The organism is Alphaproteobacteria bacterium, assembly GCA_041396705.1.
GTDB lineage: Bacteria > Pseudomonadota > Alphaproteobacteria > CALKHQ01 > CALKHQ01 > CALKHQ01.
The window spans coordinates 405,199-427,320 of sequence record JAWKYB010000003.1 but is presented as its reverse complement, the minus strand read 5'-3'; the positions used below and the strand labels follow the sequence as shown (position 1 = coordinate 427,320).

Here is a 22,122-nt window from a genome sequence, read left to right as displayed (position 1 = left end):
CCCACCATGACGGGCATGGATGCATGCCGGCGACGCCAGGGACAGCCAGGGCGGTCTCGCGGTCAACAAGGCCCATCGTCACCGCTCCCGTTTCAGCGCGCTCTCGTGCCAGCTGCGCAGGGCCAGGTTCGAGATCAGCGAGAACAGCAGGAACAGCACGATGCCGGTGAGCGAGATCAGGGTCAGCGCGGCGAACATGCGCGGCACCTTCAGCAGATAGCTCGCTTCGACGATCCGCGCCGCCAGTCCGGGGCTCTGGCCGTAGGCGACGAACTCGCCGACCACGGCGCCGATCAGCGACAGGCCGGCGCTGATCTTCAGCGCGGCGAGAAAGAAGGGCAGCGCCGACGGCAGGCGCAGGTCCAGCATCACCCGCCAGCGGCTGGCGCCGTACATCTGGTACAGGTCGAGCAGCCCGTGGTCGACGCTGCGCAACCCGATGATGGTGTTGGACAGGATCGGGAAGAAGGCGACGATCCAGGCGCAGACCAGCAGCGCGGTGTCGAGGTCGTCCAGCAGGGTGATGATCAGCGGCGCGATGGCGACGATGGGCGTGACCTGCAGCACCACCGCATAGGGGAAGAAGCTGTATTCGATCCACTTCGACAGGCTGAACGCGATCGCCAGCCCGACGCCCAGCAGCACCGCCCAGAACAGCGCCTTGGCCGTGATCCACAAGGTGACCAGCCAGCCGGGCCACAGGATGTGCCAGTCCTCGACCAGCGCCTGCACCACCACCGACGGGGCCGGCAGGATGTGGTTGTAGTGGCCGATGCCGACGATGTTGATCTTGTACCAGACGAACAGTTCCCAGCCGCCGAGGATCAGCGCGCCGAACAGGACCGGCAGCCCCCAGCGCAGCAGGGTGGCGCGGCGCGCGGCCGCCGCCTGCGCCCGCCGCGCGGCCGCCACCGGGGACTCGACGCCGCCCTCGTCGTAGACCGCCTGGGCCATCACGCCTCGCCCTCGCCGCCGGCCATCGCCTCGGCCAGCGCGGCCGAGACGGTGCGGCAATAGCGGTTGTAGTCCTCGGTCATGCGGAACGCCTGGGTACGCGGATAGGGCGCGTCGATGGCGATGTCGGCATGCACCCGACCGGGCCGCGCCTTCATCACCACGATGCGGTTGGACAGATAGACCGATTCGAACACGGAATGGGTCACGAAGATCACGGTCCAGCTGTGTTCGCGCCACAGCGTCAGCAGATCCTCGTTCAGCCGGAAGCGGGTGATTTCGTCCAGCGCGGCGAAGGGCTCGTCCATCAGCAACACCTGCGGCCCGGTCGCCAGCGCCCGCGCGATCGACACCCGCATGCGCATGCCGCCGGACAGCTCGCGCGGGAAGGCGCGGGCGAAATCGGTCAGGCCGACCATCGCCAGCGCCTCGGCGGCGCGGCGGCCGGCCTCGGCCCCGGTCACGCCGATCAGGCCCAGCGGCCGGCGGATGTTGTCGGCGACCCGGGCCCAGGGCATCAGCGTCGGCTCCTGGAACACGAAGCTGACCTCGCCGGGCGTGGGCTTGCCGCCGTCGCCATGGCCCGGCCATTCGATCCAGCCGGCACTGGGCGCCCCCAGGCCGGCGATCATACGCAGCGCGGTGGACTTGCCGCAGCCCGACGGCCCCAGCAGGCTGACGAATTCGTGCCGGCCGACGTCGAGGTCGAGGCCGGTGACCGCGAGCGTGCCGTTGGCGAAGCGCTTCTCCACCCCGCGCAGCGAGAGCAGCGGCGGCGCGACGGCGGACGACAGGGCCGGTTCAGCCATCGGAAATCGCGCGGTCCGGTGCGCTGCGCCGTCCCTCTCCCGCGCCATCCGCGGGAGAGGGAGCCGGGCGCCGGGTAGAAATTGCGTCCGCGCGCAGCGCCTTACTCGCCGAACGGGATGTCGAGGCCGCGCGCCGCGGCCTCTGCCTTCAACCGCTCCAGGTCGTTGACGAACTGGGTGGTGTAGGCGGCCTGATAGTTCAGGTCGGCGTCGTACTGGCCGACCTCGACCGACTCCTGGAAGAAGCCGCCCCAGCGCTCGTCGGTCATCGCGCCGATGCCGAGCGCCAGCGTGTCGCCGCTGTCGACGATGCCGTACTTCTTCATCGAGTCGATGGAGAAGGCGATCTGCTCGTCCGGCATGTCCGGATTGGCTTCCTTGATCAGCGCATTGCCGGGTGCGGGATCGCCGTACAGATAGCTGTACCAGCCGAGGACGCTGGCATCGACGAAGCGCTGCACCAGATCGGGGTTGCCGTCGACCAGCGCCTGCGACGTGGTGATCAGCGTCGAGTACGAGTTGTAGCCGTAGTCGGCCAGCAGGAACACCTGCGGGTCGCCGCCGGCCTGCGCCACCGCGAAGGGCTCGCTGGTCAGATAGCCCTGCATGACGATGCCCTCGTCGGCCAGGAACGGGGCGGCGCTGTAGTTGTACGGCCCGATCTGGCTGTCCTCGAAGCCGTACAGCTTGACCATGAACGGGTAGTAGGGACGTGCGCGCGTCGGCCGAGATCAGGATCTGGGTGGCGTTCTTCAGGTCCTCGATGGTCTGCCAGCCCTGGCTCTCGTGGGCGATCCAGACCTGCAGGTCCTTCTGGAAGATGGTCGCGACCGACAGGAACGGCAGGCCCTCGACCACGAAGTTGTAGCTCTCCGAGTTGTTGCCGCCCATCAGGAAGTCGATGTTGCCGGCGACCAGCATCTGGCGATGGTTGATCTGCGGCCCGCCCGGACGGATCTCGACGTCGAGGCCGAAGGCCTCGTAGATGCCGGTGGCCAGCGCCTGGTAGTAGCCGCCGTGCTCGGCCTGAGCGACCCAGTTGGTGCCGAAGGTGACGTGGTCCTGCGCCAGCGCCGGCGCGCCGGCGGCCAGTGGTGCCGCGGCGACGGCCGTTGGCAAGAGAAACTGCTTCATCGTTGGTCCCCGACCTGAGTTCCGGAATTGCCCTGCCGTTGCCCGGCCGGCAGCGAACAAACTAATCGGAATGCAAAATTCGTGTCACTGCAGATCGCGGCGGCCGCCGCCTCGCCGGTCCGGCCTAGGACGAATCGACAATCATCGCATCCAGATCATGGAGCTTGCGATGTGGAGAGCGGCGAGGAAGTAGATTGCGCGGCGATCGTATCGGGTGGCGAGGCGACGGAAGTGTTTGAGCTTGTTGAAGAATTGCTCGATACGGTTGCGCAGCTTGTAGGCGACTGCGTCGTGGGGGATTTGCAGCGTCCTGGAGCGATTGGATGGGATGACGGCCTGGGCTCCGGCGTCGGCGATCAGGTCGCGCAATGCCCTGCTGTCGTAGGCCTTGTCGGCGATCACGCCGCCGGCCCTGAGGCCGACAAGCAGTTCGGGCGCGGTGGTGATGTCGCCGGCCGAAGCCGTACAGCTTGACCATGAACGGGTAGTAGGACGTGCGCGCGTCGGCCGAGATTAGGATCTGGGTGGCGTTCTTCAGGTCCTCGATGGTCTGCCAGCCCTGGCTCTCGTGGGCGATCCAGACCTGCGGGTCCTTCTGGAAGATGGTCGCGACCGACAGGAACGGCAGGCCCTCGACCACGAAGTTGTAGCTCTCCGAGTTGTTGCCGCCCATCAGGAAGTCGATGTTGCCGGCGACCAGCATCTGGCGATGGTTGATCTGCGGCCCGCCCGGACGGATCTCGACGTCGAGGCCGAAGGCCTCGTAGATGCCGGTGGCCAGCGCCTGGTAGTAGCCGCCGTGCTCGGCCTGAGCGACCCAGTTGGTGCCGAAGGTGACGTGGTCCTGCGCCAGCGCCGGCGCGCCGGCGGCCAGTGCCGCGGCGACGGCCGTTGGCAAGAGAAACTGCTTCATCGTTGGTCCCCCGACCTGAGTTCCGGAATTGCCCTGCCGTTGCCCGGCCGGCAGCGAACAAACTAATCGGAATGCAAAATTCGTGTCACTGCGAATCGCGGCGGCCGCCGCCTCGCCGGTCCGGCCTAGCCGAGCGGACCGTCGCGCAGGACCGACAGCGGCAGGTCGACCACCTCGCGCAACAGCAGCGCCAGCTTCGCGGCGGCCGCCTCGACCAGCGCGCGGCCGCGGTCGGCGTCGGCATCGGGGGCGTCGCCGACCGCGCCGGCCGCATTCAGGTCCTGCGACTGCCAGGCGAAATTCAGCCGGTCGCCCGGCTCCATGTGGCGGAAACCGTCGTGGATCGCCTTGGGCGCCGATGCGAAGTCGCGCGCCCTGTCCATCTGCACGAGATCCGGGCGCACGTGCAGCATCATCGAGGTCTCGATGCCGCCGCCGTGAATGCCGTAGCGCAGCTCGTCGGCGTCGAACCACTGGCCCGGATCGACCATCTGGTACCAGTTGGCCAGCACCACCAGCATGCGCTTGCGCACCCGGAGGTCGCGCGAGACGATGTCCATGATCTGCGGCTGGCCGCCATGGCTGTTGAACAGCACCAGCTTGCGCACGCCGGCCCGGTGCACGCACTCGCCGATCTCGGTCCACAGCCGGATCAGCGTTTCCGCCGACAGCGACAGGGTGCCCGGATAGGCCAGGTGCTCGTTGCTCTTGCCCACCGGCATCGGCGGCAGCACCGTGACCGGGCAGTCGTCGGGCAGGGCGGCGATCGCGCGGTCGAGGATCGCCGCGTTCAGCGCGGCGTCGACGCAGACCGGCAGGTGCGGCCCGTGCTGTTCGATGGCGCCGACCGGCAGCACGGCGACCACCCGCTCCGGGTCGAGCCCGGCGAACTCCGTCGTCGTCATGTCCTGCCAGAGGCGGCGTGGCTGGCCCGGCATCTGGTCGAACCTCCGTTTCGCGGCTGTGTCCCATCCCCGCGCGGTTCGCCGCCGGGGCCGAACGTCGGATATAGCGCGCAGCGACCGGCCGCAACAGCAATGGCTGTCCCGCGCGGCGCGCGCCTGTTGCCAAGCCCGGGCCCTGTGCCCTAACTCGACCGCACCCACTGCGCCGCCGGCCTCGTCCTAGCCGGCCACACGGACCAAACCCGGACCGGAGAAGCCCGATGAAGCCCACATCCGCGACCGCTGCCTTCGCCTGCCTGCTGTTCGGTGCCACCGCCGCCATCGCCCAGGACGACATGGCCGACGTCCAGATCGTGACGACGGATCTGGGCAACGGCCTCTTCATGCTGTCCGGCGCCGGCGGCAACCTCGCGCTGTCGGTCGGCGAGGACGGCACCTTCCTGGTCGACGACGAGCTGCAGCCGCTGACCGAGAAGGTCATCGCCGCCGTCGCCGCGCAGACCGACGTCCCGGTCTCGTTCGTGGTCAACACCCACTGGCATTTCGACCATGCCGGCGGCAACGAGCGGCTGGGCAGCGACGGCGCGGTGATCATCGCGCACGACAACGTGCGCACCCGGATGAGCAACCCGCATTATTTCGAGGCCTTCGACATGCATGTGCCGGCCTCGGCGCATGCGGCGCTGCCGGTGATCACCTTCGCCGACGGGCTGACGCTGCACCTGAACGGCGAGGACGTCGCGGTCACCCACGTCGCGCCGGCGCACACCGACGGCGACGCCATCGTGGTGTTCGAAGGGGCCAACGTCGTCCATCTCGGCGACCTGTTCTTCAACGGGTTCTATCCGTTCATCGATCTCAGTTCCGACGGCAGCGTCGCCGGCATGATCGACGCCGCCAACCTGGCCCTGACGATGGTCGACGACGACACCAGGATCATCCCCGGCCACGGTCCGCTGGGCAGCAAGGCCGACCTGGAGGCCTTTCGCGACATGCTGGTCGCGGTTGCCGCCGCGGTGCAGGCGCGTATCGACGAGGGCATGACGCTGGAACAGGCCGTCGCCGCGGCGCCCACCGCCGCCTATGACGCCGAGTGGGCCGACGGCCTGCTGACGCCCGACCAGTTCGCCGGCATCGTCTACACGGACCTGGCCGACTGACCGACCGCCGCGGACGGCAACGCGCCCGCGGCCGGTGCCGTCCGCAGTTGGCGCCGCCGGGCGCAGGCGATAGCCTGCAGCCTTCGAGCGCTACCGGGGCGGGCGATGATTCTGCTGTTCACCGACTTCGGCTACGACGGTTTCTATGTCGGCCAGATGCGCACCGTGCTGGCGCGCGGCGCGCCGGGCGTGCCGATCGTCGATCTGATGCACGACGCGCCGGCCTTCGACCCGGCCGCCTCGGCCTATCTGCTCGCCGCACTGACGCCGGCATTTCCGCCGGCCGCAGTGATCGTGGCGGTGGTGGATCCGGGCGTCGGCGGCGCAAGGCGGCCGATCGTGGTGCGCGCGGACGAGCGCCTGTTCGTCGGCCCCGACAACGGCCTGTTCGAGCTGGTGTTGCGCAACGCCGCCCAGGTCGACTGCCACGCCATCGAATGCCGGCCGGAGACCATGTCGAACACGTTCCACGGCCGCGACCTGTTCGCGCCGGTCGCCGCCGCGCTGGCCCGCGGCGCCACCTATGGCGGCACGCCCCAGCCGATCGCGGCGCAGCGCTTCCCCGACTGGCCGGACGACCTGCCGGCGGTGATCTATGTCGACGGCTTCGGCAACCTGGTCACCGGCCTGCGGGCGAAGACCCTGGCGGACGACGCCACGCTGACGGTCTGCGGCGAGCGACCGCTGCGCGCCCGCACATTCGGCGACGTCGAGCCCGGCGCCCTGCTGTGGTACGCCAACTCGGTCGGCCTGGTCGAGATCGCGATGAACCAGGGCAGCGCCTCGGTCGCGCTACAGGCGACCATCGGCACGGTGGTGACGCTCGGCTGAGCGCCGCCGCGATCAGGCCGAGGCCGCCGCCGCCAGCTGGCGCGCCTCGCGCATGCGGGCGAGGATCGGGTCGGTCTGCGGCAATGTCGGCCGCTGGCGGGCGACATCGACGAACAGGCCGACCAGGATCATGTCGGGCACGCGGCCGTCGCGGGCCAGCGGCAGCAGCAGCCGCTCCCAGCGCACCAGGTCGCCGGCCTCGTCGAAGCTGCGGTCGGTGCGGTGCACCGGCACGCCGCGCTCGGCGCAGACCGCATAGTCGTCGAGCTCGCCGCCGTCGACGACGCTGCTCATGTCCTCGTCGAAATAGCGGCCGGTGTGGTCCGTGCCCTGGTAGTCCACGATCTTGGTGCCGACCAGCCGGCGCCGGAAACGCAGCGGCGACCGTTCGATGTCGACCAGCTCAACATTGCGCAGCCACGGTTTCAGGGATTCCGGGCCGATCTGCGCGCGCGACGGCAGCGAGTCGCCCGCGGCAATCGACTGCCAGGTGGCGTGCAATGCGGCCAGTTCGGGTCTCATGTTCGTCATGCTGCCAGGGTTGGCCCGCGATGGTTAACCAGCGGTTAACGGCCGGTTAGCCTGACGATCTTTTAACAAAACGGGGCGGGCCTTTCGGACCGCCCCGCAGAAAACGACTGTCAATATTGGTTAGAGTCCTAACAGACCCACGCCGCTTCAGTCGGTCGCTTCGTTGAGCATTTGCGCCTCGACATCGGCGAACTTCTCCTCCAGCCGGCGAAACCGGGTCTTCAGCCGGGCGAGTCCTTCGGCCGCGCCGCCTTCGCCGCGATATCCGTCGGGCGCCGGCTCGCCGTCGCGTGCGCCGGATGCCTCGCCCACCCGGTCGGAGTCGGCATCGGACGGGGCCAGCCAGGCCATCAGCCCATAGGCCACGACCGTCGGCACGGTGAAGATCACCAGCGAGAGAATCGTGACGATTCGCACCAGCTTCGGCCGCACGCCGAGATGGCGCGCGATGCCCGCGCACACGCCCGCGATCATGCCGTTGTCGGCGTCGCGCACGAAGCGGCCGCGCCGCCTTGCCGATTCGCGCATGCGGCGGAACGCCCGGCACGGGCCGTCATGTCCATGGCGATGGTGATGGTGATGCCAATGCCGGCGGCCGCGGCACCGGCCCTGGTCGATCTCGTCGTAGGTCATTGCCACCTGGTCTCTCCCGATCTCGCGTCGTTCTGGTTGTTCCGATCAGCCGGTCCGGCGGCTATTCGGCCGCATTGCTCCCGCCCGCATCCGGCGTCGCCCGCGCTGCCGGCACACCCGCACGCGCCTTCAGGCTTTCCTTCAGCACCTGCAGCTCGCGCTCGACCACCGCTTCCGCCTGCAGTTCGGCGAACTCCTCGCGCAAGGTCTTCTTCTGTCCCATGTCGGCAGCCTCGGCCTCGCCTTCAAGGGAATCCAGCCCGCGCTCGATCTCGTCGAAGCGGGCGTAGGCGTCGTGGATGCGTTCGTCGATGCGGTGCCGGCGCGTCTCGTGCCGCCGCCGATGCGCCATCCGCCGGCTCGCCAGCGCCCGCTCGCGCTTCTTGGCGTCGGTCAGCTTCGATTCGAGCTGGCCGATGTCGTCGTTGGTCTGGCTCAGCGTCTGCTCCAGCACCAGCATCTGTTCCTTCAGCAGATCGGTACGCTCGTTCAGGCGGGCCCGCGCGACCAGCGCGCCCCGTGCCAGGTCCTCGCGGTCGCGCTCCAGCGCGAACTCGGCCTTGGCGCGCCAGTCCTCCGCCTCGGCCACGCAGCGCTCGATCCGGCGCTGCAGGTCCTTGCGCTCGGCGATCGCCTTGGCCGCGGTGGCGCGCACCTCGACCAGCGTGTCCTCCATTTCCTGCACGATCATTCTGATCACCTTGTAGGGGTCCTCCGCCCTGTCGAGCATCGCGTTGATGTTGGCGTTCACGATGTCGCCCAACCTGGAAAATATGCCCATCGGTCCGTTCCCTTGCGCCTGGATGGCCTGGCCTCTGTCCTCGGCACCCTGCTTCGCACATGCCGTGCCAACCGGGAGCGAGAAGATAATTTATTGAATGCAAAGGATTTATCCGAGATGGCCGGCATCGACCCAGGTTGGATCAGCGAAACTTCTCCCGCTATTCGTCATTTTTTCCCATATATTGGCAAAATGGACCACGATACGCTCCAGACCCCGATCGGCAGCGCGCCCGCCTTCCTCGACATGCTGGCGCAGGTCTCGCGGCTGGCCGCCCTGGACCGGCCGGTGCTGGTGATCGGCGAGCGCGGCTCCGGCAAGGAGGTCATCGCCGCGCGGCTGCACTTCCTGTCGCCGCGCTGGGACCGCCCGCTGGTGCGCGTCAACTGCGCCGCGCTCAGCGAGACGCTGCTGGAGAGCGAGCTGTTCGGCCACGAGGCCGGCGCGTTCACCGGCGCGGCACGCCGGCGGCCGGGCCGCTTCGAGCTAGCCGACGGCGGCACCCTGTTCCTGGACGAGGTCGCCAACGCGTCCGGCGCGGTACAGGAGAAGCTGCTGCGGGTGATCGAGTACGGCACCCTCGAACGGGTCGGCGGCAACGAGACGCTGGAGGTGGACGTGCGCATCGTCGCGGCCACCAACATCGACCTGCCGGCCGCGGTCGGCGCCGGGCGCTTTCGCGCCGACCTGCTCGACCGGCTTGCCTTCGACGTGGTGACGGTACCGCCGCTGCGCGCCCGGTCCGAGGACATCGTCGAGTTGGCCGAGCATTTCGCCGGCGCGATGGCGGCGGAGCTGGAGCGCGGCCGCTTTCCCGGCTTCAGCGCCGAGGGCATCGCGCGGCTGCAGGCGCACGACTGGCCCGGCAACGTGCGCGAGTTGAAGAACGTGGCCGAGCGGGCGGTGTTCCATGCTACCGCGCTGGACAGGCCGATCCCGGTCGCGGTGATCGACCCGTTCGAATCGCCGTGGCGGCCGGCGCCGCCGACCCGGCCGGCCACCGCCGCGGCGCCGGAGCGGACCGCCGGCCAGACCTGGCCGGACGGCTCCGCGCCGCTGGCGTTGATCGAGACGGTCGACCGCTTCGAGGCGGCGCTGATCGCCAACGCGCTTGCCGCCAACCGCCACAACGCCAGGGCGACCGCCCGCTTCCTCGGCCTCAGCTACGACCAGCTGCGCAACCGCATGCGCAAGTTCGGGCTGTGACCGCCGCGCCGGCGGCCGGCGCTACTTGTAGGGGTCGGCCGCGTCGCGCAGGCCGTCGCCGAGGAAGTTGAAGGCCAGCACCACCAGCACCACCGGCACCATCGGATAGATCAGCCACGGGTGCAGCACCACCTCGGTGAAGTCGGTCGCCTCCTTCATCAGCACGCCCCAGCTGACCGCCGGCGAATCGAGGCCGAGGCCGAGATAGCTGAGCGCCGTCTCCGCCAGGATCATGCCCGGGACCGACAGGCTGGCCGAGGCGATCAGGTGGCTGGCGAAGCTGGGCAGCAGGTGCCGGCCGATGATGCGCTTCGGCTTGGCGCCCATCAGATAGGCCGCGGTGGCGAAATCCTCCTCGCGCAGGGCCAACAGCTTCGAACGCACCGCGCGCGCCAGCGACGGCCAGTCGAGCAGCGCGAGGATCAGGGTCAGGCCGAAATAGATCCAGACCATGTCCCAGGTCGCCGGCAGGGCGGCCGACAGCGCCATCCACAGCGGCAGCTCGGGGAACGAGCGCAGGATCTCGATCACGCGCTGGACCGCGGCGTCGATCCAGCCGCCGTAATAGCCGGCCAGCCCGCCGATGACGATACCGAGCATGAAGCTGAGCGCGACGCCGACCAGACCGACGGTCAGCGAGATGCGCGCGCCGTAGATCATGCGCGACCAGATGTCCTTGCCCAGCGAATCGGCGCCGAGCCAGTGGAAGGCGCCGCCCTCCGGCGGGCAGACGATGTGGAAGTCCATCTCGATCAGGCCGAGCCAGGCATAGCTGTCGCCGCTGCAGAACCAGCGCAGCGGCATCGGCCTGGAGGTGTCTTCGACCCAGCGTTCCTCGAAGGTGGTGGCGTCGATCACCATCCGCTTCTCGACCGGGTAGACGAACGGCCCGACGAATTCGCCGTCGTGGCTCCAATGCACCTCCATCGGCGGCGCATAGATATAGGCGTTGTCGCGGCTTTCCAGCGCATAGGGCGCCAGCATCTCGCTGAACAGGCACGACAGGTAGAGCAGGCCGAGGAACAGGCCGGATATCACCGCCAGCTTGTGACGGCGCAGCTTCCACCACATCATCGTCCACTGCGACGCCATGTAGTAGCGCTGCATTTCCGGCGACATCGCGGTGTCGGTTTCCGGCGCGAACGGCGCGTCGGAGACGGTGTGCGGCAACGTTTCGGCGGCGAGCCGGTCCTGGTGCGTGCCCTCGTTCACCGGCCCGTCCCCCCGCCGAGCCGGATGCGCGGGTCGAGCCACGCCAGCAGCAGATCGGACACCAGCGTGCCGATCACGGTCAGCACCGCCAGGAACATCAGGAAGGCGCCGGCCAGATACATGTCCTGCACCTGCAGGGCGCGCACCAGCATCTCGCCGGAGGTGTCGAGGCCGAGCACGACCGAGACGATCGCCGCGCCGCTGATCACCTGCGGCAGCAGGTTGCCGATGTCGGCGATGAACGGGTTCAGCGCCATCCGCAGCGGGTACTTGATCAGCAGCCGGCCGCGCGGCACCCCCTTGGCGCGCGCGGTGACCACGTATTGCTTCTGCAGCTCGTCGAGCACGTTGGCGCGCAGCCGGCGGATCATGCCGGCCGTGCCCGACGTGCCGATGATCACCACCGGCACCCACAGGTGCTCAAGCACCGAGCCGACCTTGGCCAGGCTCCAGGGCTGGTCGCGATACTGGTCGTCCATCAGCCCGCCGATGCTGGTGCCGAACCATTCGTTGGCCAGGTAGAGCATGACGATGGCAAGCAGGAAGTTCGGCACGGCCAAGCCGAGATAGCCGATGAACGTCGCCAGATAGTCGCCGACGCTGTACTGGTAGACCGCCGAATAAACCCCGATCGGGAACGCCACCGCCCAGATGAACAGGATGGTGAAGAAGTTCAGGATGAAGGTGAACAGGAAGCGTTCGCCGACGACCTGGCTGACCGGCTGCTCGAGGTCGAAGGAGTAGCCGAGGTTGCCGTTGAGCAGGTTCCACAGCCAGTTGAAATACTGTTCCACGAACGGCTTGTCGAAGCCGTAGGTCTGGCGCAGATACTCGAGCTGGGCCTGGCCGCGCTCGCCCTGCGAGCGCAGCTCGTTGACGATGTTGGAGAAGATGTCGCCGGGCGGCAGCTGGATGATGACGAAGACCAGGAAGCTGATCACCAGCAGCGTCGGCACCATCACCAGCAGGCGATGCGCCACATAGCGGATCATCGGCGCCTCGTCATGCCGGCGACCCTCGCATCCAGCGGCTCAGACCCGCGCCCCGCCCGTCGCCGCCGTCACTGCGCCGCGAACCAGAAGGTGTCGGGCCGGTAGATGCCGAACTGCGCACCTGGATCCCAGTTGTACACCGCCTCGGTCGGGACGTTGTGCAGGCGGTTGGAGAACACCACGGGCTGCGGCACCTGGGCGACGGTACCGATGGTGAAGACGCTGTCGGTGTAGATCTGGACAATCTCCTGCCAGATCGCCCGTCGCTCCTCGGTCACCCGGGTGCCGCGCCAGTCGTGGTACAGCTGCATCAGGCGCTCGGCCTCGGCGATGTCGATCGGCTCGCCCGAGCCGCCCTTGGTCTCGTAGTACTGTCCCCATTTCGGCCACTGCAGCTGGTCCTGCGCAGTCGGGGCGAACTCCCAGGGCGACATGTCGGCGACCGGGATGCCATTGTCGATGCCGTTGAACACCGCCATCACCGTCTCGCCGGCGAACACGCGCTCGTACAGGGCCTCGCGCTGCTGCGGGCGGATGAACATGGCCACGCCGATATTCTTCCAGCTTTCCTCGATCAGCTGCAGCACGTCGGCGACCTCGCTGTCCTCGCCGGTGGTCTCGACCAGGATCTCCAGCGGGCGGCCGTCGGGCAGCAGGCGGATGCCGGAACCGTTGCGCTGGTCGAGCCCCATCTCGTCGAGCAGCGCATTGGCCTGGTCGTAGTCCAGCGTCGCCCACATCGTGGTCAGGCCGTCCTGGTACAGCGGGCTCTGCGGCAGGATGGTGTTGGCGCCCGGCACGGCGAGCCCGAAATACAAGGCCTGGTTGATGTCGTCGCGGTCGATACCCAGCGACAGCGCGCGCCGGAAGCGGACGTCGCGCATCACCGCGCGCCACACCGGATCGGCCACGTTCAGGTTGGGAAACAGCGCGTGGCGCGAACCCTGGCCAGTGCCCCACAGCACCATGGTGTAGTCGTGGGCGGCCTCGTTCTGCTTCAACAGAGGCGCGTCGGCCAGCGACAGGTTGCGCGCCTGCAGGTCGGTGTCGCCGGTCGCGGTCTTGGCCGCGATCAGGTCGCTGGCGGCGATGTTGACCACGATGCGGTCGACATAGGGCAGCTGGCGGCCGTCCGGGTCGACCCGGTGGAAATAGGGATTGCGTTCCCACACCAGCCGGTCGGACGCGCCCTCGGTGACCAGGTGCCAGGGCTCCAGCGTCGGCAGGCCGGGGTTGTCCTCGCGGCCCATGTTGTCCATCGCGTTGTGCAGCGCCGCCCAGTTGCGGTGCTCGCCGGCCGCCACCAGTTCGGCGATCCGGTCGGTGTCGCCATGGTCCTGGTGGAACTGCTGCACATAATGCGCGGGCATGTAGATGTAGAGCGGAGTCGGGCCGGCCAGCGCCGGCAGGAAGCCGGGGTTCGGGTGGGTCCAGGTATAGCGCACGGTGGTGGCGTCCGGGAACTCGACCGTCGGCAGCTCGCCGTCGACCACCATCTCGATCGGCGGACCGACCGGCGACAGCTCCTCGTTCAGCGCCACCTCCTCCCACCAGTAGCGGAAGTCTTCGCTGGTGAACGGCGCGCCGTCCGACCAGCGATGGCCCTCGCGCAGCGTGAAGGTGAAGATGCGCCCCTCCTCGACCGTGAAGTCGGCCAGGATGTCGGGCCGCAGCTCCAGGTCCGGCGTGAAGCCGACCAGCCGGGCGTAGCCGTAGACCGAGATCAGGCGGGAATCGCGGGCCCGACCGAACAGCAGCCGCATCTCGCCGCCATACTGGCCGATCTCCTTGCCCAGCGCCGCGAAGTCGGAGACCAGCGGGTTCGCCGGCAGGCGCTCGGCCATCGGCGGCAGGCTGCCCTGCTCGACCAGCGGGGCCAGCAGCGGCGGTTCTTCCTGCGCGCGGGCGGTCGCGGACAATGCCAGGGCGGCGAGCAGGGCCGCACTCCATCCGATCAGTCCGCCAGTGTTCCCCCGCATTCCCGCCTCCACGTTTTCTTTTTGCCTTCGGCTCGCAACCAGCCGCTCAGGCCGCCAGCCGCGCCTGCGCATCCGCCCTTACGAAATGTCCGTCGCCCACCGGTATCAGGGCAGCCTTGGTCCCGGCGGTCAACCGAAACGGCTCAGGCCAGTCGGCCGGATTCGACGCCCGCCCGTCCATCAGCGCGCCCAGATCGAGCCGGCTGTCCGGGTCCGGCTCCGGCACCGCGGCCAGCAGCGCCTTGGTGTAGGGATGCACCGGGCTGCGGAACAATGCGCGCGCCGGCGCCAGCTCGACCAGCCGGCCGGCGCACATCACCGCGATCCGGTCGGCGACATAGTCGACGACGGCCAGGTTGTGCGACACGAACAGGTAGGTCAGCCCCAGCCGCTCCTGCAGGTCCTTCAGCAGGTTGAGGATCTGGGCCTGGATCGACACGTCGAGCGCCGAGACCGGCTCGTCGCAGATCAGGATGTCCGGTTTCAGCGCCAGGGCCCGGGCGATGCCGATGCGCTGGCGCTGGCCGCCGGAGAAGCTGTGCGGATAGCGGCCGAGCCAGCGCGGATCGAGCCCGACCAGCTCCATCAGTTCGCGCGCCATCTCGTGCCGGAACGCCGTATCGCCGATGCGGTGGATGGCCAGCGGCTCGGTGACGATGTCGAGCACGGTCATGCGTGGGTTCAGCGCGCTGAACGGGTCCTGGAACACGAACTGGATGCGCCGGCGGAAATCGGTCAGCGCGTCGCCGCCCAGCGCCAGCACGTCGACCGGGCGGGCGGTCTCGCCGGCGCCATCGTGGAAGGTGACGCTGCCGGAATCGGCATGCAGCGCCCGCATGATCATCTTGCTGAGGGTGGTCTTGCCGCAGCCGCTCTCGCCGACCAGGCCCAGGCATTCGCGCGCGCGCAGCACGAAGCTGACGTCGTCGACCGCCTTGACCGAGACCTTGTCGGCGGATGCGAAACCGGCCTTGCGGATGGTGAAGGTCTTCGACAGGTGTGCGACCTCGAGCAGCGGCGCGCCGGCCTCGGCCGCGGCCCGCGCACCTTCGCCCGTCGGCGCCAGCAGATGGCCGGTGCTGGGCTTGATCTCGCGCAGCGGGGTCAGCCGCTCGCCCGGCTGCATGTCGAACCGCGGCACCGCGTGCATCAGCGCCTTCAGATAGGGGTGCTGCGGGTCGTTGAAGATCGGCTGCAGCGGGCCGGATTCGACGATCTTGCCACGGTACATCACCGCCACCTCGTCGGCGACGTTGGCGACGACGCCGAGGTCGTGGGTGATCATCAGCACTGCCATGCCCAGCTCGGCCTGCAGATCCTTCACCAGCTTGAGGATCTGGGCTTGGATGGTGACGTCGAGCGCGGTGGTCGGCTCGTCGGCGATCAGCAGGGCCGGCCGGCAGACCAGTGCCATCGCGATCATCGCGCGCTGGCGCAGCCCGCCGGACAACTCGAACGGATAGGTCTTCAGGGCGCGCCGCGGATCGGGGAAGCCGACCTTGGCCAGCATCTCCATCACCATCGCCTCCGCCGCGCGGCCATTGACGCCGCAGTGCAGGGTCACCGCCTCGCCGATCTGGTTGCCGACGGTATGCAGCGGCGACAGCGAGGTCATCGGCTCCTGGAAGATCATGGTGATGCGGTCGCCGCGGATGCGGTTGAGCTGCGCGCCGCGCAGCGCCAGCAGGTCGCGGCCCTTGAACAGGGCGGAACCGCGGGCGCGGCCGTTCTGCGCCAGCAGGCCCATCACCGCCATCATGGTCTGGCTCTTGCCGGAGCCGGATTCGCCGACCACCGCCACGGTCTCGCCCGCTCCGACCGCCATGTCGACGCCGCGCACCGCGTGCACCTCGCCCTGCGGCATGGCGAAGCGCACGTCCAGCCCGCGGATGTCGAGCAGCGGGCCGCTCATCGGTCCTTCGGGTCCAGCGCGTCGCGCAGGCCGTCGCCGATGAAGTTCAGGCACATCAGGGTGGCGACCAGGAACACGGCCGGGAACACCAGCATCCACAGCGCCTGCTGCAGGTTCTTGGCGCCGTCGGCGATCAGCGTGCCCCAGCTGGTCAGCGGCTCCTGCACGCCGAGGCCGGGGAAGCTGAGGAAGCTTTCCAGCAGGATCACCTTCGGCACCATCAGCGTCATGTAGATCACCACCGGCCCCAGCGCGTTGGGAATGACGTGGCGACGCAGGATGCCGCGCGCGCCGACTCCCATGGCGTGGGCGGCCTGCACATATTCCTGCCGCTTCAGGCTCAGGGTCTGGCCGCGGACGATCCGGGCCATGTCCAGCCACTCGATCGCGCCGATGGCGATGAACACCAGCACGACGTTGCGGCCGAAGAACACCATCAGCAGGATGACGAAGAACATGAACGGCAGCGAATAGAGGATGTCGACCAGCCGCATCATCGCGTTGTCGACCGCCCCGCCCAGATAGCCGGCGATGGCGCCGTAGGCGACGCCGATCAGCAGGCTGACGCCGGTGGCGAGCAGGCCGATCATCAGCGAGATGCGTCCGCCGACGAAGACGCGGGTCATCAGGTCGCGGCCGTTGCTCTCGGTGCCGAACAGGAACAGCTGGCGGTTGATCTGCACGGTGGCGGTGGCGGTGGTGGCGCCCTCGGCCGGGATGTCGATGACGGCGCTGGCAAAGGAGTCCGAGCGCTCCAGATAGCGGCTGATGCGCGGGTCGATCGGCGCTTCGCTGGTCAGTTCGACCACCAGGGTCCGGTCCTCGATCCGGCTCTCCGCCACGCTGACGCCGGTGCGGCGCAGGGTGCGGTCCAACTCCTCCAGCAGGTCCTGCTCGCGCGGATAGGGGGTGAGGCTGGGCGGGATCTTGACGTATTCCTGGTAGACTTGGTCATAGGCGTGCGGCGACAGCATCGGCCCGAAGATGCAGGCCAGCGCGATCAGGCCGAGCACGACGAAGCTGGTCATCGCCGCGCGGTTGGCGCGCAGCCGGCCCCAGGCATCGGCCCACAGGCTGCGCCCGGCCGGCGCCTCCGCCAGTGCCACGCCGGGCTCGGCGTCCAGCGTGGTCATCGCCGCCCCGCCTCAGTCATAGCGCACGCGCGGGTCGATCAGGCTGTAGGCCAGGTCGACCAGCAGGTTGAACACGATGATGAAGATGGCGATCAGCACCACCGTGCCCATCACCAGCGTGTAGTCGCGGTTCAGCGCGCCCTGCACGAAATAGCGGCCGACGCCGGGGACCTCGAAGATCACCTCGATCACCACCGAGCCGGTCAGCAGCGCCGCGGCGGCCGGGCCGAGATAGGAGACGACCGGCAGCAGCGCGCCGCGCAGCGCATGCACGACGACGACGGTCGTCCGGCGCAGCCCGTAGGCGCGCGCGGTGCGGACGTGGTTGGAGCGCAACGCCTCCAGCATGCTGCCGCGGGTCAGCCGGGCGATGATCGCGATCTGCAGCATCGCCAGCGTCACGATCGGCAGCACCTTGTTGGCGATGGCGCCGTCGCCCCAGCCGCCGGCCGGCAGCCAGCCGAGATAGACGCCGATCACCAGCGACAGCACCGGCGCCAGCACGAAGTTCGGAATGGTCACGCCCAGCATGGCCACGCCCATCACCGCATAGTCGGTGGCCCGGTTCACGCAGTTCAGCGCCGCCACCGTGCCGGCGGGGATGCCGACGGCCAGCGCCAGCAGCGGCGCGAAGCCGCCGAGCTGGACCGACACCGGCAGCCCGTCGAGGATCAGTTCGGCGACGGAGAAGTCGCGGTAGATGAAGCTGGGGCCGAAGTCGCCGACGGCGACGTTCTGCAGGTAGTACCAGTATTGGGCCAGCAGCGGCTCGTTCAGGTGGAACATCCGCTCCAGGTTGGCCATCACCTGCGCCTGCAGCGGGCGCTCCAGGTCGAACGGCCCGCCGGGGGCGACCCGGATCAGGAAGAAGGCGACCGTGACGATCACGAACACCGTCGGGATCGCGGTCAGCAGGCGGCGGATCAGATAGGCGAACATCGTGCCCCGCACCGGCCGTCGCGCGGCCCTGGCATCGGCCTTCCCGTCATGGCGAGGCCGGTGCGCCGGCCCGGATGGGCCGGCGCACCGCGGCCGGGCCTACTGGTCGAGGCTCAGGAAGCGGGTCGGGTGCACGTCCTGCACGTTGTCCTCCCAGCCGTGCAGCCGGGTCGAGACCAGGTTGGACGAGGCGTAGTGCATCAACGGGATGAACGGCAGGTCGCGCATGAAGATCGCCTCCGCCTGGTGGAGGATGTCGGCGCGCGCCTTCAGGTCCGTCGTCGCCGCGGCCTGGTCCATCAGCGCGTCGTAGTCGGGGTTGTCGTAGTGGGCGTAGTTGAAGCCGTCGTTGTCGCTCTCGACCATGAACAGGAAGTTCTGCGGGTCGCTGTAGTCGGCGATCCAGGCCGCGCGGGCCACGTTGAACGCGCCGCCGTCGCGGATATAGGCGTAGTGCGTGGCGACGTCGGAGTTGAACAGGCTGACGTTGACGCCCAGCGGTTTCCACATGTCCGCGATGGCCACCGCGATCTTCTGGTGGTTCTCCGACGTGTTGTAGCGGATCTCGAGGTCGAGCGGGTGGTCGGGGCCGTAGCCGACCTCGGCCAGCAGCGCCACCGCCTCGTCCTCGCGGTCCAGCATCGACATGTCGATGAAGTCGGCGGTCGCCGGCTCGGTGTAGTTGTTGATGCCCGGCGGGACGAAGCTGTAGGCCGGCAGGAAGGTGCCGCCCATGATCTCGGCGCCGAGGAACTCGCGGTCGACGGCCAGCGACAGCGCGCGCCGCACGCGGATGTCGTCGAACGGCGGCTGGCGCATGTCGACGGCGTAGTAGTAGGTGCCGAGATAGGGTGCCGAATGGAACTCGTCCGGCATGTTCTCCTGCATCCAGGGGATCTGCTCGAACGGCACGTCGTTGTTTGAATCGAGCTCGCCGGCCTGGAATCGGCGCAGCGCCGACGACCGGTCCTCGGTCGGGTAGTAGTAGACCGTGTCGATCGCCACGTTGGCGGCATCGTGGAAGTTGGGGTTGCGGACCAGCTTGATGTGGTCGTTGACCGCGGCTTCCTCCAGCATGTAGGCGCCGTTGCTGACCATGTTGCCGGGCCGCACGAACTCGGCGCCGTACTGCGCGACCGAGGCCGGGTGCACCGGCAGGCTGGTCTGGTGGGTCAGCAGCTCGAGGAAATAGGGGGTCGGCGCCTCCAGCGTGATCTCCACCGTCAGCGGGTCGACCGCGCGCACGCCGAGCTGCTCGAAGTCGGTGATCGCGCCGGTGTTGATCGCCTCGGCGTTCTTGATCGGATAGAGGATGTTGGCGTACTCGGCGCCGGTCTCCGGGTTCAGGATGCGCCGGTAGGAGAAGACGAAGTCGTCGGCGACCAGCGGGTCGCCGTTCGACCACTTGCCGTCGGGCCGCAGGTGGAAGGTGTAGACCAGCCCGTCGGCGCTCAGCTCATAGCTTTCGGCCGCGCCCGGAATGACCTCGGCCTTGGCCGAATGCGCCATCAGCCCCTCGTAGAGGTCGCGCAGGATGTGCGCCTCGTACACCGTCGACGTCAGGTGCTGGTCCAGCGTCTCCGGCTCGCCGGTGTTGCCGCGATGGTAGACCATCTCGGCCTGGGCGAAGCTGAGCGAGGTGGACGCGAGCAGGGTGGCGAATGCGGCAGCGGCCCAGCGGGAACGGCTGGTCATCATGGCGGGTCTCCCATCTATGCGCCGTTCGGCGTCATTCGGTTGCGGGGGCGCCCCGCCGGCGGGGCGCCGGCTGGCCCGATGTTAGGCACCGCCCGGGAAGACCGCCAAGCGAAATCCGGCCGGGTCCGCCCGCTGCGGGGGGAAGGACCCGGCCACGAATGCGTGAGGCGCGCTACTGCGCCTCGCCGCGGCGGTCGGTGGCCAGCGCCGGCTCGCGCGACAGCGCCGAGATGCGGTCGCGCAGGTCGGCGTCCATCGCGATCTTCAGCGAATCCAGCGACGGCTGCAGCTGCTCCAGGCTGCGCGCACCGATGATCGGGCAGGTCACGTCCGGGTGCGCCGCCACCCAGGCCACCGACAGGCTGACCGGGTGCCAGCCGCCGGCCTTGGCGAACTCGGTGAACGCCTCCGCCACGTCGTAGACCCAGTCCTCGCCATAGCGGACGGCATATTCCTTGTTGGTGACGATCCGCGCGCTGTCCGGCCGCTTGTCCTTGCCGTACTTGCCGCTGAGCAGGCCGCCGCCGACCGGGCTGTAGGTGATGACGCCCAGCCCCTCCGACCGCGCCATCGGCAGGATCTCGCTCTCCACCTGGCGCTTGACCAGGTTGTACATCGGCTGGATCACCTCGAACCGCGCCCAGCCGCGGCGCTCGGAGATGCCGAGGCCCTTGGCGACCTGCCAGGCGGCGAAGTTGGAGGCGCCGAGGTACAGCACCTTGCCGGCGCGGGCCAGGTCCTCCAGCGCGCGCAGCGTCTCCTCCAGCGGGGTCGCCTTGTCCCAGCGGTGCATGAACAGCACGTCGAGCCGGTCTGTGCCCAGCCGCTTCAGGCTGGCCTCGACCGCGCGCACGATGTGGCGCCGGCTGGAGCCGCGATCGTTGACGTCCTTTCCGGTCGGGTTGAAGCATTTCGAGGTGACCACCAGCTGGTCGCGCTCGTGTTGCATCAGCCGGCCGAGTATCTCCTCCGAGCGGCCGCCGCCATACTGGTCGGCGGTGTCGAAGAAGTTGATGCCCATGTCGCGGCAGGCCTTGTACATCCTGGCCGATTCCGCCTCGTCGGCATCGCCGCCGAACGACATGGTGCCGAAGCACAGGCTGGAGACCTGAACCCCGCTGCGCCCGAGCCATTTGTAATCCATCGTGCTGTCGCCTCCCTTTCCCTCGGGACTCGCCGGGTGCTAAACGGGACGCTGCCGTCGGACCGACGGCGACGCGGACGAGCCCTTGTTGCGGCTTCCGGGGCGCAATAGCACGCAAAGGCCATCGTGACCACGACCCGCAGCGGCAGCATCCTCACCCCAGACGGCTGGGTCGCCGGGCGCATCGCCTTCGCCGAGCGGGTGACCGCGGTCGAGGGAACGCGCACCGAGCGACCGACGCCGCCCTATCTGGTTCCCGGCTTCATCGATCTGCACGTCCACGGCGGCGGCGGCGCCGACATGATGGACGGCGAGGATGCCATCCGCCGTGCGGCGCGGCTGCACGCCCGCCACGGCACCACCGCGCTGCTGGTCACCACAATCACCGCGCCGCTCGACGAGACCGTCGCCGCCACCCGTGCGGCCGCGGCGGTGATGGACGCGCCGATGCCGGGCGAGGCCCGCGTCCTCGGCCTGCACCTGGAGGGCCCGTTCATCAACCCGGGGCGTCTCGGCGCGCAGCCGCCTTTCGCGCTGCCGGCCGATGCGGCGGTGTTCGCCCGGCTTGCGGCGGCGGCGCCGGTCCGCGTCGTCACCGTCGCGCCGGAGTGCGACCCCGACGGCCGGCTGGCGGAGGCGGTGCGCGCCGCCGGCGCCCGCCTGCAGATCGGCCACAGCCTGTGCGACTATGCCTGCGCCCGCGCCCGCCTGCAGGACGGCTGGGGCTTCACCCACCTCTACAACGCCACCGGCGCCTTCTCGCACCGCGGCTGCGGGCCGGTCGGCGCCGCGTTGGCGCATGCCGACTATGCCGAGATCATCCCCGACCTGATCCACGTCGACGAGGGCGCGATCCTGGCCGCGCGCCGGGCCATTCCCAACCTCTACGGCGTGACCGATTCCACCGCCGGCGCCGGCATGGCCGACGGCGAATACCGGCTCGGCCGCCACACCGTGATCAAGAAGAACGGCGCGATGCGGCTGGCGGACGGCACGCTGGCCGGCTCGACCCTGACCATGGACCGCGCGCTCGCCAACCTGGTGGCGATCGGCCTGCCGCTGGCCGAGGCGGCGGCGCGCCTCGCCGCGATCCCGGCCGCCTGGCTCGGCGAGCCCGACCGCGGCCGCCTCGCCCCCGGCACCCACGCCGACATCGTCGCCCTCGACGCCGCCCTTGAGGTGACCGAAGTGATCGTCGCCGGCAAAGCGATTCCCGCGTAGTCCGGATGGAGCGCGGCGCAATCCGGGGAACGACA

Annotated in this window: 20 protein-coding genes and 1 pseudogene; 4 read left to right on the top strand and 17 right to left on the bottom strand. The window is 69.0% G+C overall.

Annotated elements, in window-relative coordinates:
- Nucleotides 1-78: 78 nt before the first annotated feature.
- The 6 genes and pseudogenes from R3F55_05440 to R3F55_05415 form a co-directional block, all read right to left on the bottom strand.
- Nucleotides 79-954 carry an ABC transporter permease gene (locus R3F55_05440; protein MEZ5666868.1) on the bottom strand — a complete coding sequence of 292 codons (876 nt, stop codon included), beginning with the start codon at nt 952-954 and terminating at the stop codon, nt 79-81.
- A complete protein-coding gene (locus R3F55_05435) occupies nt 954-1,763 on the bottom strand; it encodes an ABC transporter ATP-binding protein (GenBank protein MEZ5666867.1) in 810 nt (269 codons plus the stop codon). The genes R3F55_05440 and R3F55_05435 overlap by 1 nt, the downstream gene beginning before the upstream one ends.
- 101 nt (nt 1,764-1,864) lie before the next feature.
- Nucleotides 1,865-2,458 (bottom strand): ABC transporter substrate-binding protein, encoded by a 594-nt coding sequence (locus R3F55_05430; GenBank protein ID MEZ5666866.1) that lies wholly within the window; start codon nt 2,456-2,458, stop codon nt 1,865-1,867.
- A gap of 109 nt (nt 2,459-2,567) precedes the next feature.
- Nucleotides 2,568-2,897, bottom strand: a pseudogene (locus tag R3F55_05425) (ABC transporter substrate-binding protein).
- 124 nt (nt 2,898-3,021) lie between these two features.
- The gene (locus tag R3F55_05420) at nt 3,022-3,810 is read right to left on the bottom strand and encodes an ABC transporter substrate-binding protein (protein ID MEZ5666865.1); all 789 of its coding nucleotides are present in this window, start codon (nt 3,808-3,810) and stop codon (nt 3,022-3,024) included.
- Between the two features lie 125 nt (nt 3,811-3,935).
- On the bottom strand, nt 3,936-4,748 hold the full coding sequence (locus R3F55_05415) for a creatininase family protein (GenBank protein ID MEZ5666864.1): 813 nt from the start codon (nt 4,746-4,748) through the stop codon (nt 3,936-3,938).
- A 227-nt stretch (nt 4,749-4,975) separates the two neighbouring features.
- Between R3F55_05415 and R3F55_05410 the strand changes: the two genes are divergently transcribed.
- Both R3F55_05410 and R3F55_05405 read left to right on the top strand, forming a co-directional pair.
- A complete protein-coding gene (locus R3F55_05410; GenBank protein MEZ5666863.1) occupies nt 4,976-5,875 on the top strand; it encodes an MBL fold metallo-hydrolase in 900 nt (299 codons plus the stop codon).
- A gap of 105 nt (nt 5,876-5,980) precedes the next feature.
- The gene (locus tag R3F55_05405; protein MEZ5666862.1) at nt 5,981-6,706 is read left to right on the top strand and encodes an SAM-dependent chlorinase/fluorinase; all 726 of its coding nucleotides are present in this window, start codon (nt 5,981-5,983) and stop codon (nt 6,704-6,706) included.
- Between the two features lie 12 nt (nt 6,707-6,718).
- Here the strand turns inward: R3F55_05405 and R3F55_05400 are convergent, their stop codons facing one another.
- The 3 genes from R3F55_05400 to pspA all read right to left on the bottom strand — a co-directional run bounded on the left by R3F55_05400 (nt 6,719) and on the right by pspA (nt 8,651).
- Entirely contained in the window at nt 6,719-7,228 is a 510-nt protein-coding gene (locus tag R3F55_05400; GenBank protein ID MEZ5666861.1) for a PAS domain-containing protein, read from the bottom strand.
- Between the two features lie 156 nt (nt 7,229-7,384).
- The gene (locus tag R3F55_05395) at nt 7,385-7,732 is read right to left on the bottom strand and encodes a PspC domain-containing protein (GenBank protein ID MEZ5666860.1); all 348 of its coding nucleotides are present in this window, start codon (nt 7,730-7,732) and stop codon (nt 7,385-7,387) included.
- Between the two features lie 199 nt (nt 7,733-7,931).
- Nucleotides 7,932-8,651 carry a phage shock protein PspA gene (pspA, locus tag R3F55_05390; protein MEZ5666859.1) on the bottom strand — a complete coding sequence of 240 codons (720 nt, stop codon included), beginning with the start codon at nt 8,649-8,651 and terminating at the stop codon, nt 7,932-7,934.
- A 192-nt stretch (nt 8,652-8,843) separates the two neighbouring features.
- Here pspA and pspF point away from each other — a divergent pair, with 192 nt between their 5' ends.
- Nucleotides 8,844-9,857 carry a phage shock protein operon transcriptional activator gene (gene pspF, locus R3F55_05385; GenBank protein ID MEZ5666858.1) on the top strand — a complete coding sequence of 338 codons (1,014 nt, stop codon included), beginning with the start codon at nt 8,844-8,846 and terminating at the stop codon, nt 9,855-9,857.
- A gap of 21 nt (nt 9,858-9,878) precedes the next feature.
- On the opposite strand, the gene R3F55_05380 is transcribed toward pspF, so the two are convergent.
- The 8 genes from R3F55_05380 to R3F55_05345 form a co-directional block, all read right to left on the bottom strand.
- Nucleotides 9,879-10,976, bottom strand: coding sequence for an ABC transporter permease (locus R3F55_05380; protein MEZ5666857.1), 1,098 nt, complete (start codon nt 10,974-10,976; stop codon nt 9,879-9,881).
- 89 nt (nt 10,977-11,065) lie between these two features.
- Nucleotides 11,066-12,061: an ABC transporter permease gene (locus R3F55_05375; protein ID MEZ5666856.1), complete on the bottom strand. Its 996-nt coding sequence runs from the start codon at nt 12,059-12,061 to the stop codon at nt 11,066-11,068.
- Nucleotides 12,062-12,129: 68 nt separating this feature from the next.
- The gene (locus R3F55_05370) at nt 12,130-14,040 is read right to left on the bottom strand and encodes an ABC transporter substrate-binding protein (protein MEZ5666855.1); all 1,911 of its coding nucleotides are present in this window, start codon (nt 14,038-14,040) and stop codon (nt 12,130-12,132) included.
- Nucleotides 14,041-14,086: 46 nt separating this feature from the next.
- Complete coding sequence (locus R3F55_05365; GenBank protein MEZ5666854.1) at nt 14,087-15,952, bottom strand: ABC transporter ATP-binding protein; 1,866 nt, start codon at nt 15,950-15,952, stop codon at nt 14,087-14,089.
- The gene (locus tag R3F55_05360) at nt 15,949-17,085 is read right to left on the bottom strand and encodes an ABC transporter permease subunit (GenBank protein MEZ5666853.1); all 1,137 of its coding nucleotides are present in this window, start codon (nt 17,083-17,085) and stop codon (nt 15,949-15,951) included. The genes R3F55_05365 and R3F55_05360 overlap by 4 nt, the downstream gene beginning before the upstream one ends.
- A 12-nt stretch (nt 17,086-17,097) precedes the next feature.
- A complete protein-coding gene (locus R3F55_05355) occupies nt 17,098-18,024 on the bottom strand; it encodes an ABC transporter permease subunit (protein ID MEZ5666852.1) in 927 nt (308 codons plus the stop codon).
- A gap of 99 nt (nt 18,025-18,123) precedes the next feature.
- Nucleotides 18,124-19,719, bottom strand: coding sequence for a peptide ABC transporter substrate-binding protein (locus R3F55_05350; GenBank protein ID MEZ5666851.1), 1,596 nt, complete (start codon nt 19,717-19,719; stop codon nt 18,124-18,126).
- A 175-nt stretch (nt 19,720-19,894) separates the two neighbouring features.
- Complete coding sequence (locus tag R3F55_05345) at nt 19,895-20,866, bottom strand: aldo/keto reductase (GenBank protein MEZ5666850.1); 972 nt, start codon at nt 20,864-20,866, stop codon at nt 19,895-19,897.
- A 126-nt stretch (nt 20,867-20,992) separates the two neighbouring features.
- Between R3F55_05345 and R3F55_05340 the strand changes: the two genes are divergently transcribed.
- Nucleotides 20,993-22,087, top strand: a complete 1,095-nt coding sequence (locus R3F55_05340; protein MEZ5666849.1) for an amidohydrolase family protein — start codon at nt 20,993-20,995, stop codon at nt 22,085-22,087.
- Nucleotides 22,088-22,122: the final 35 nt, after the last annotated feature.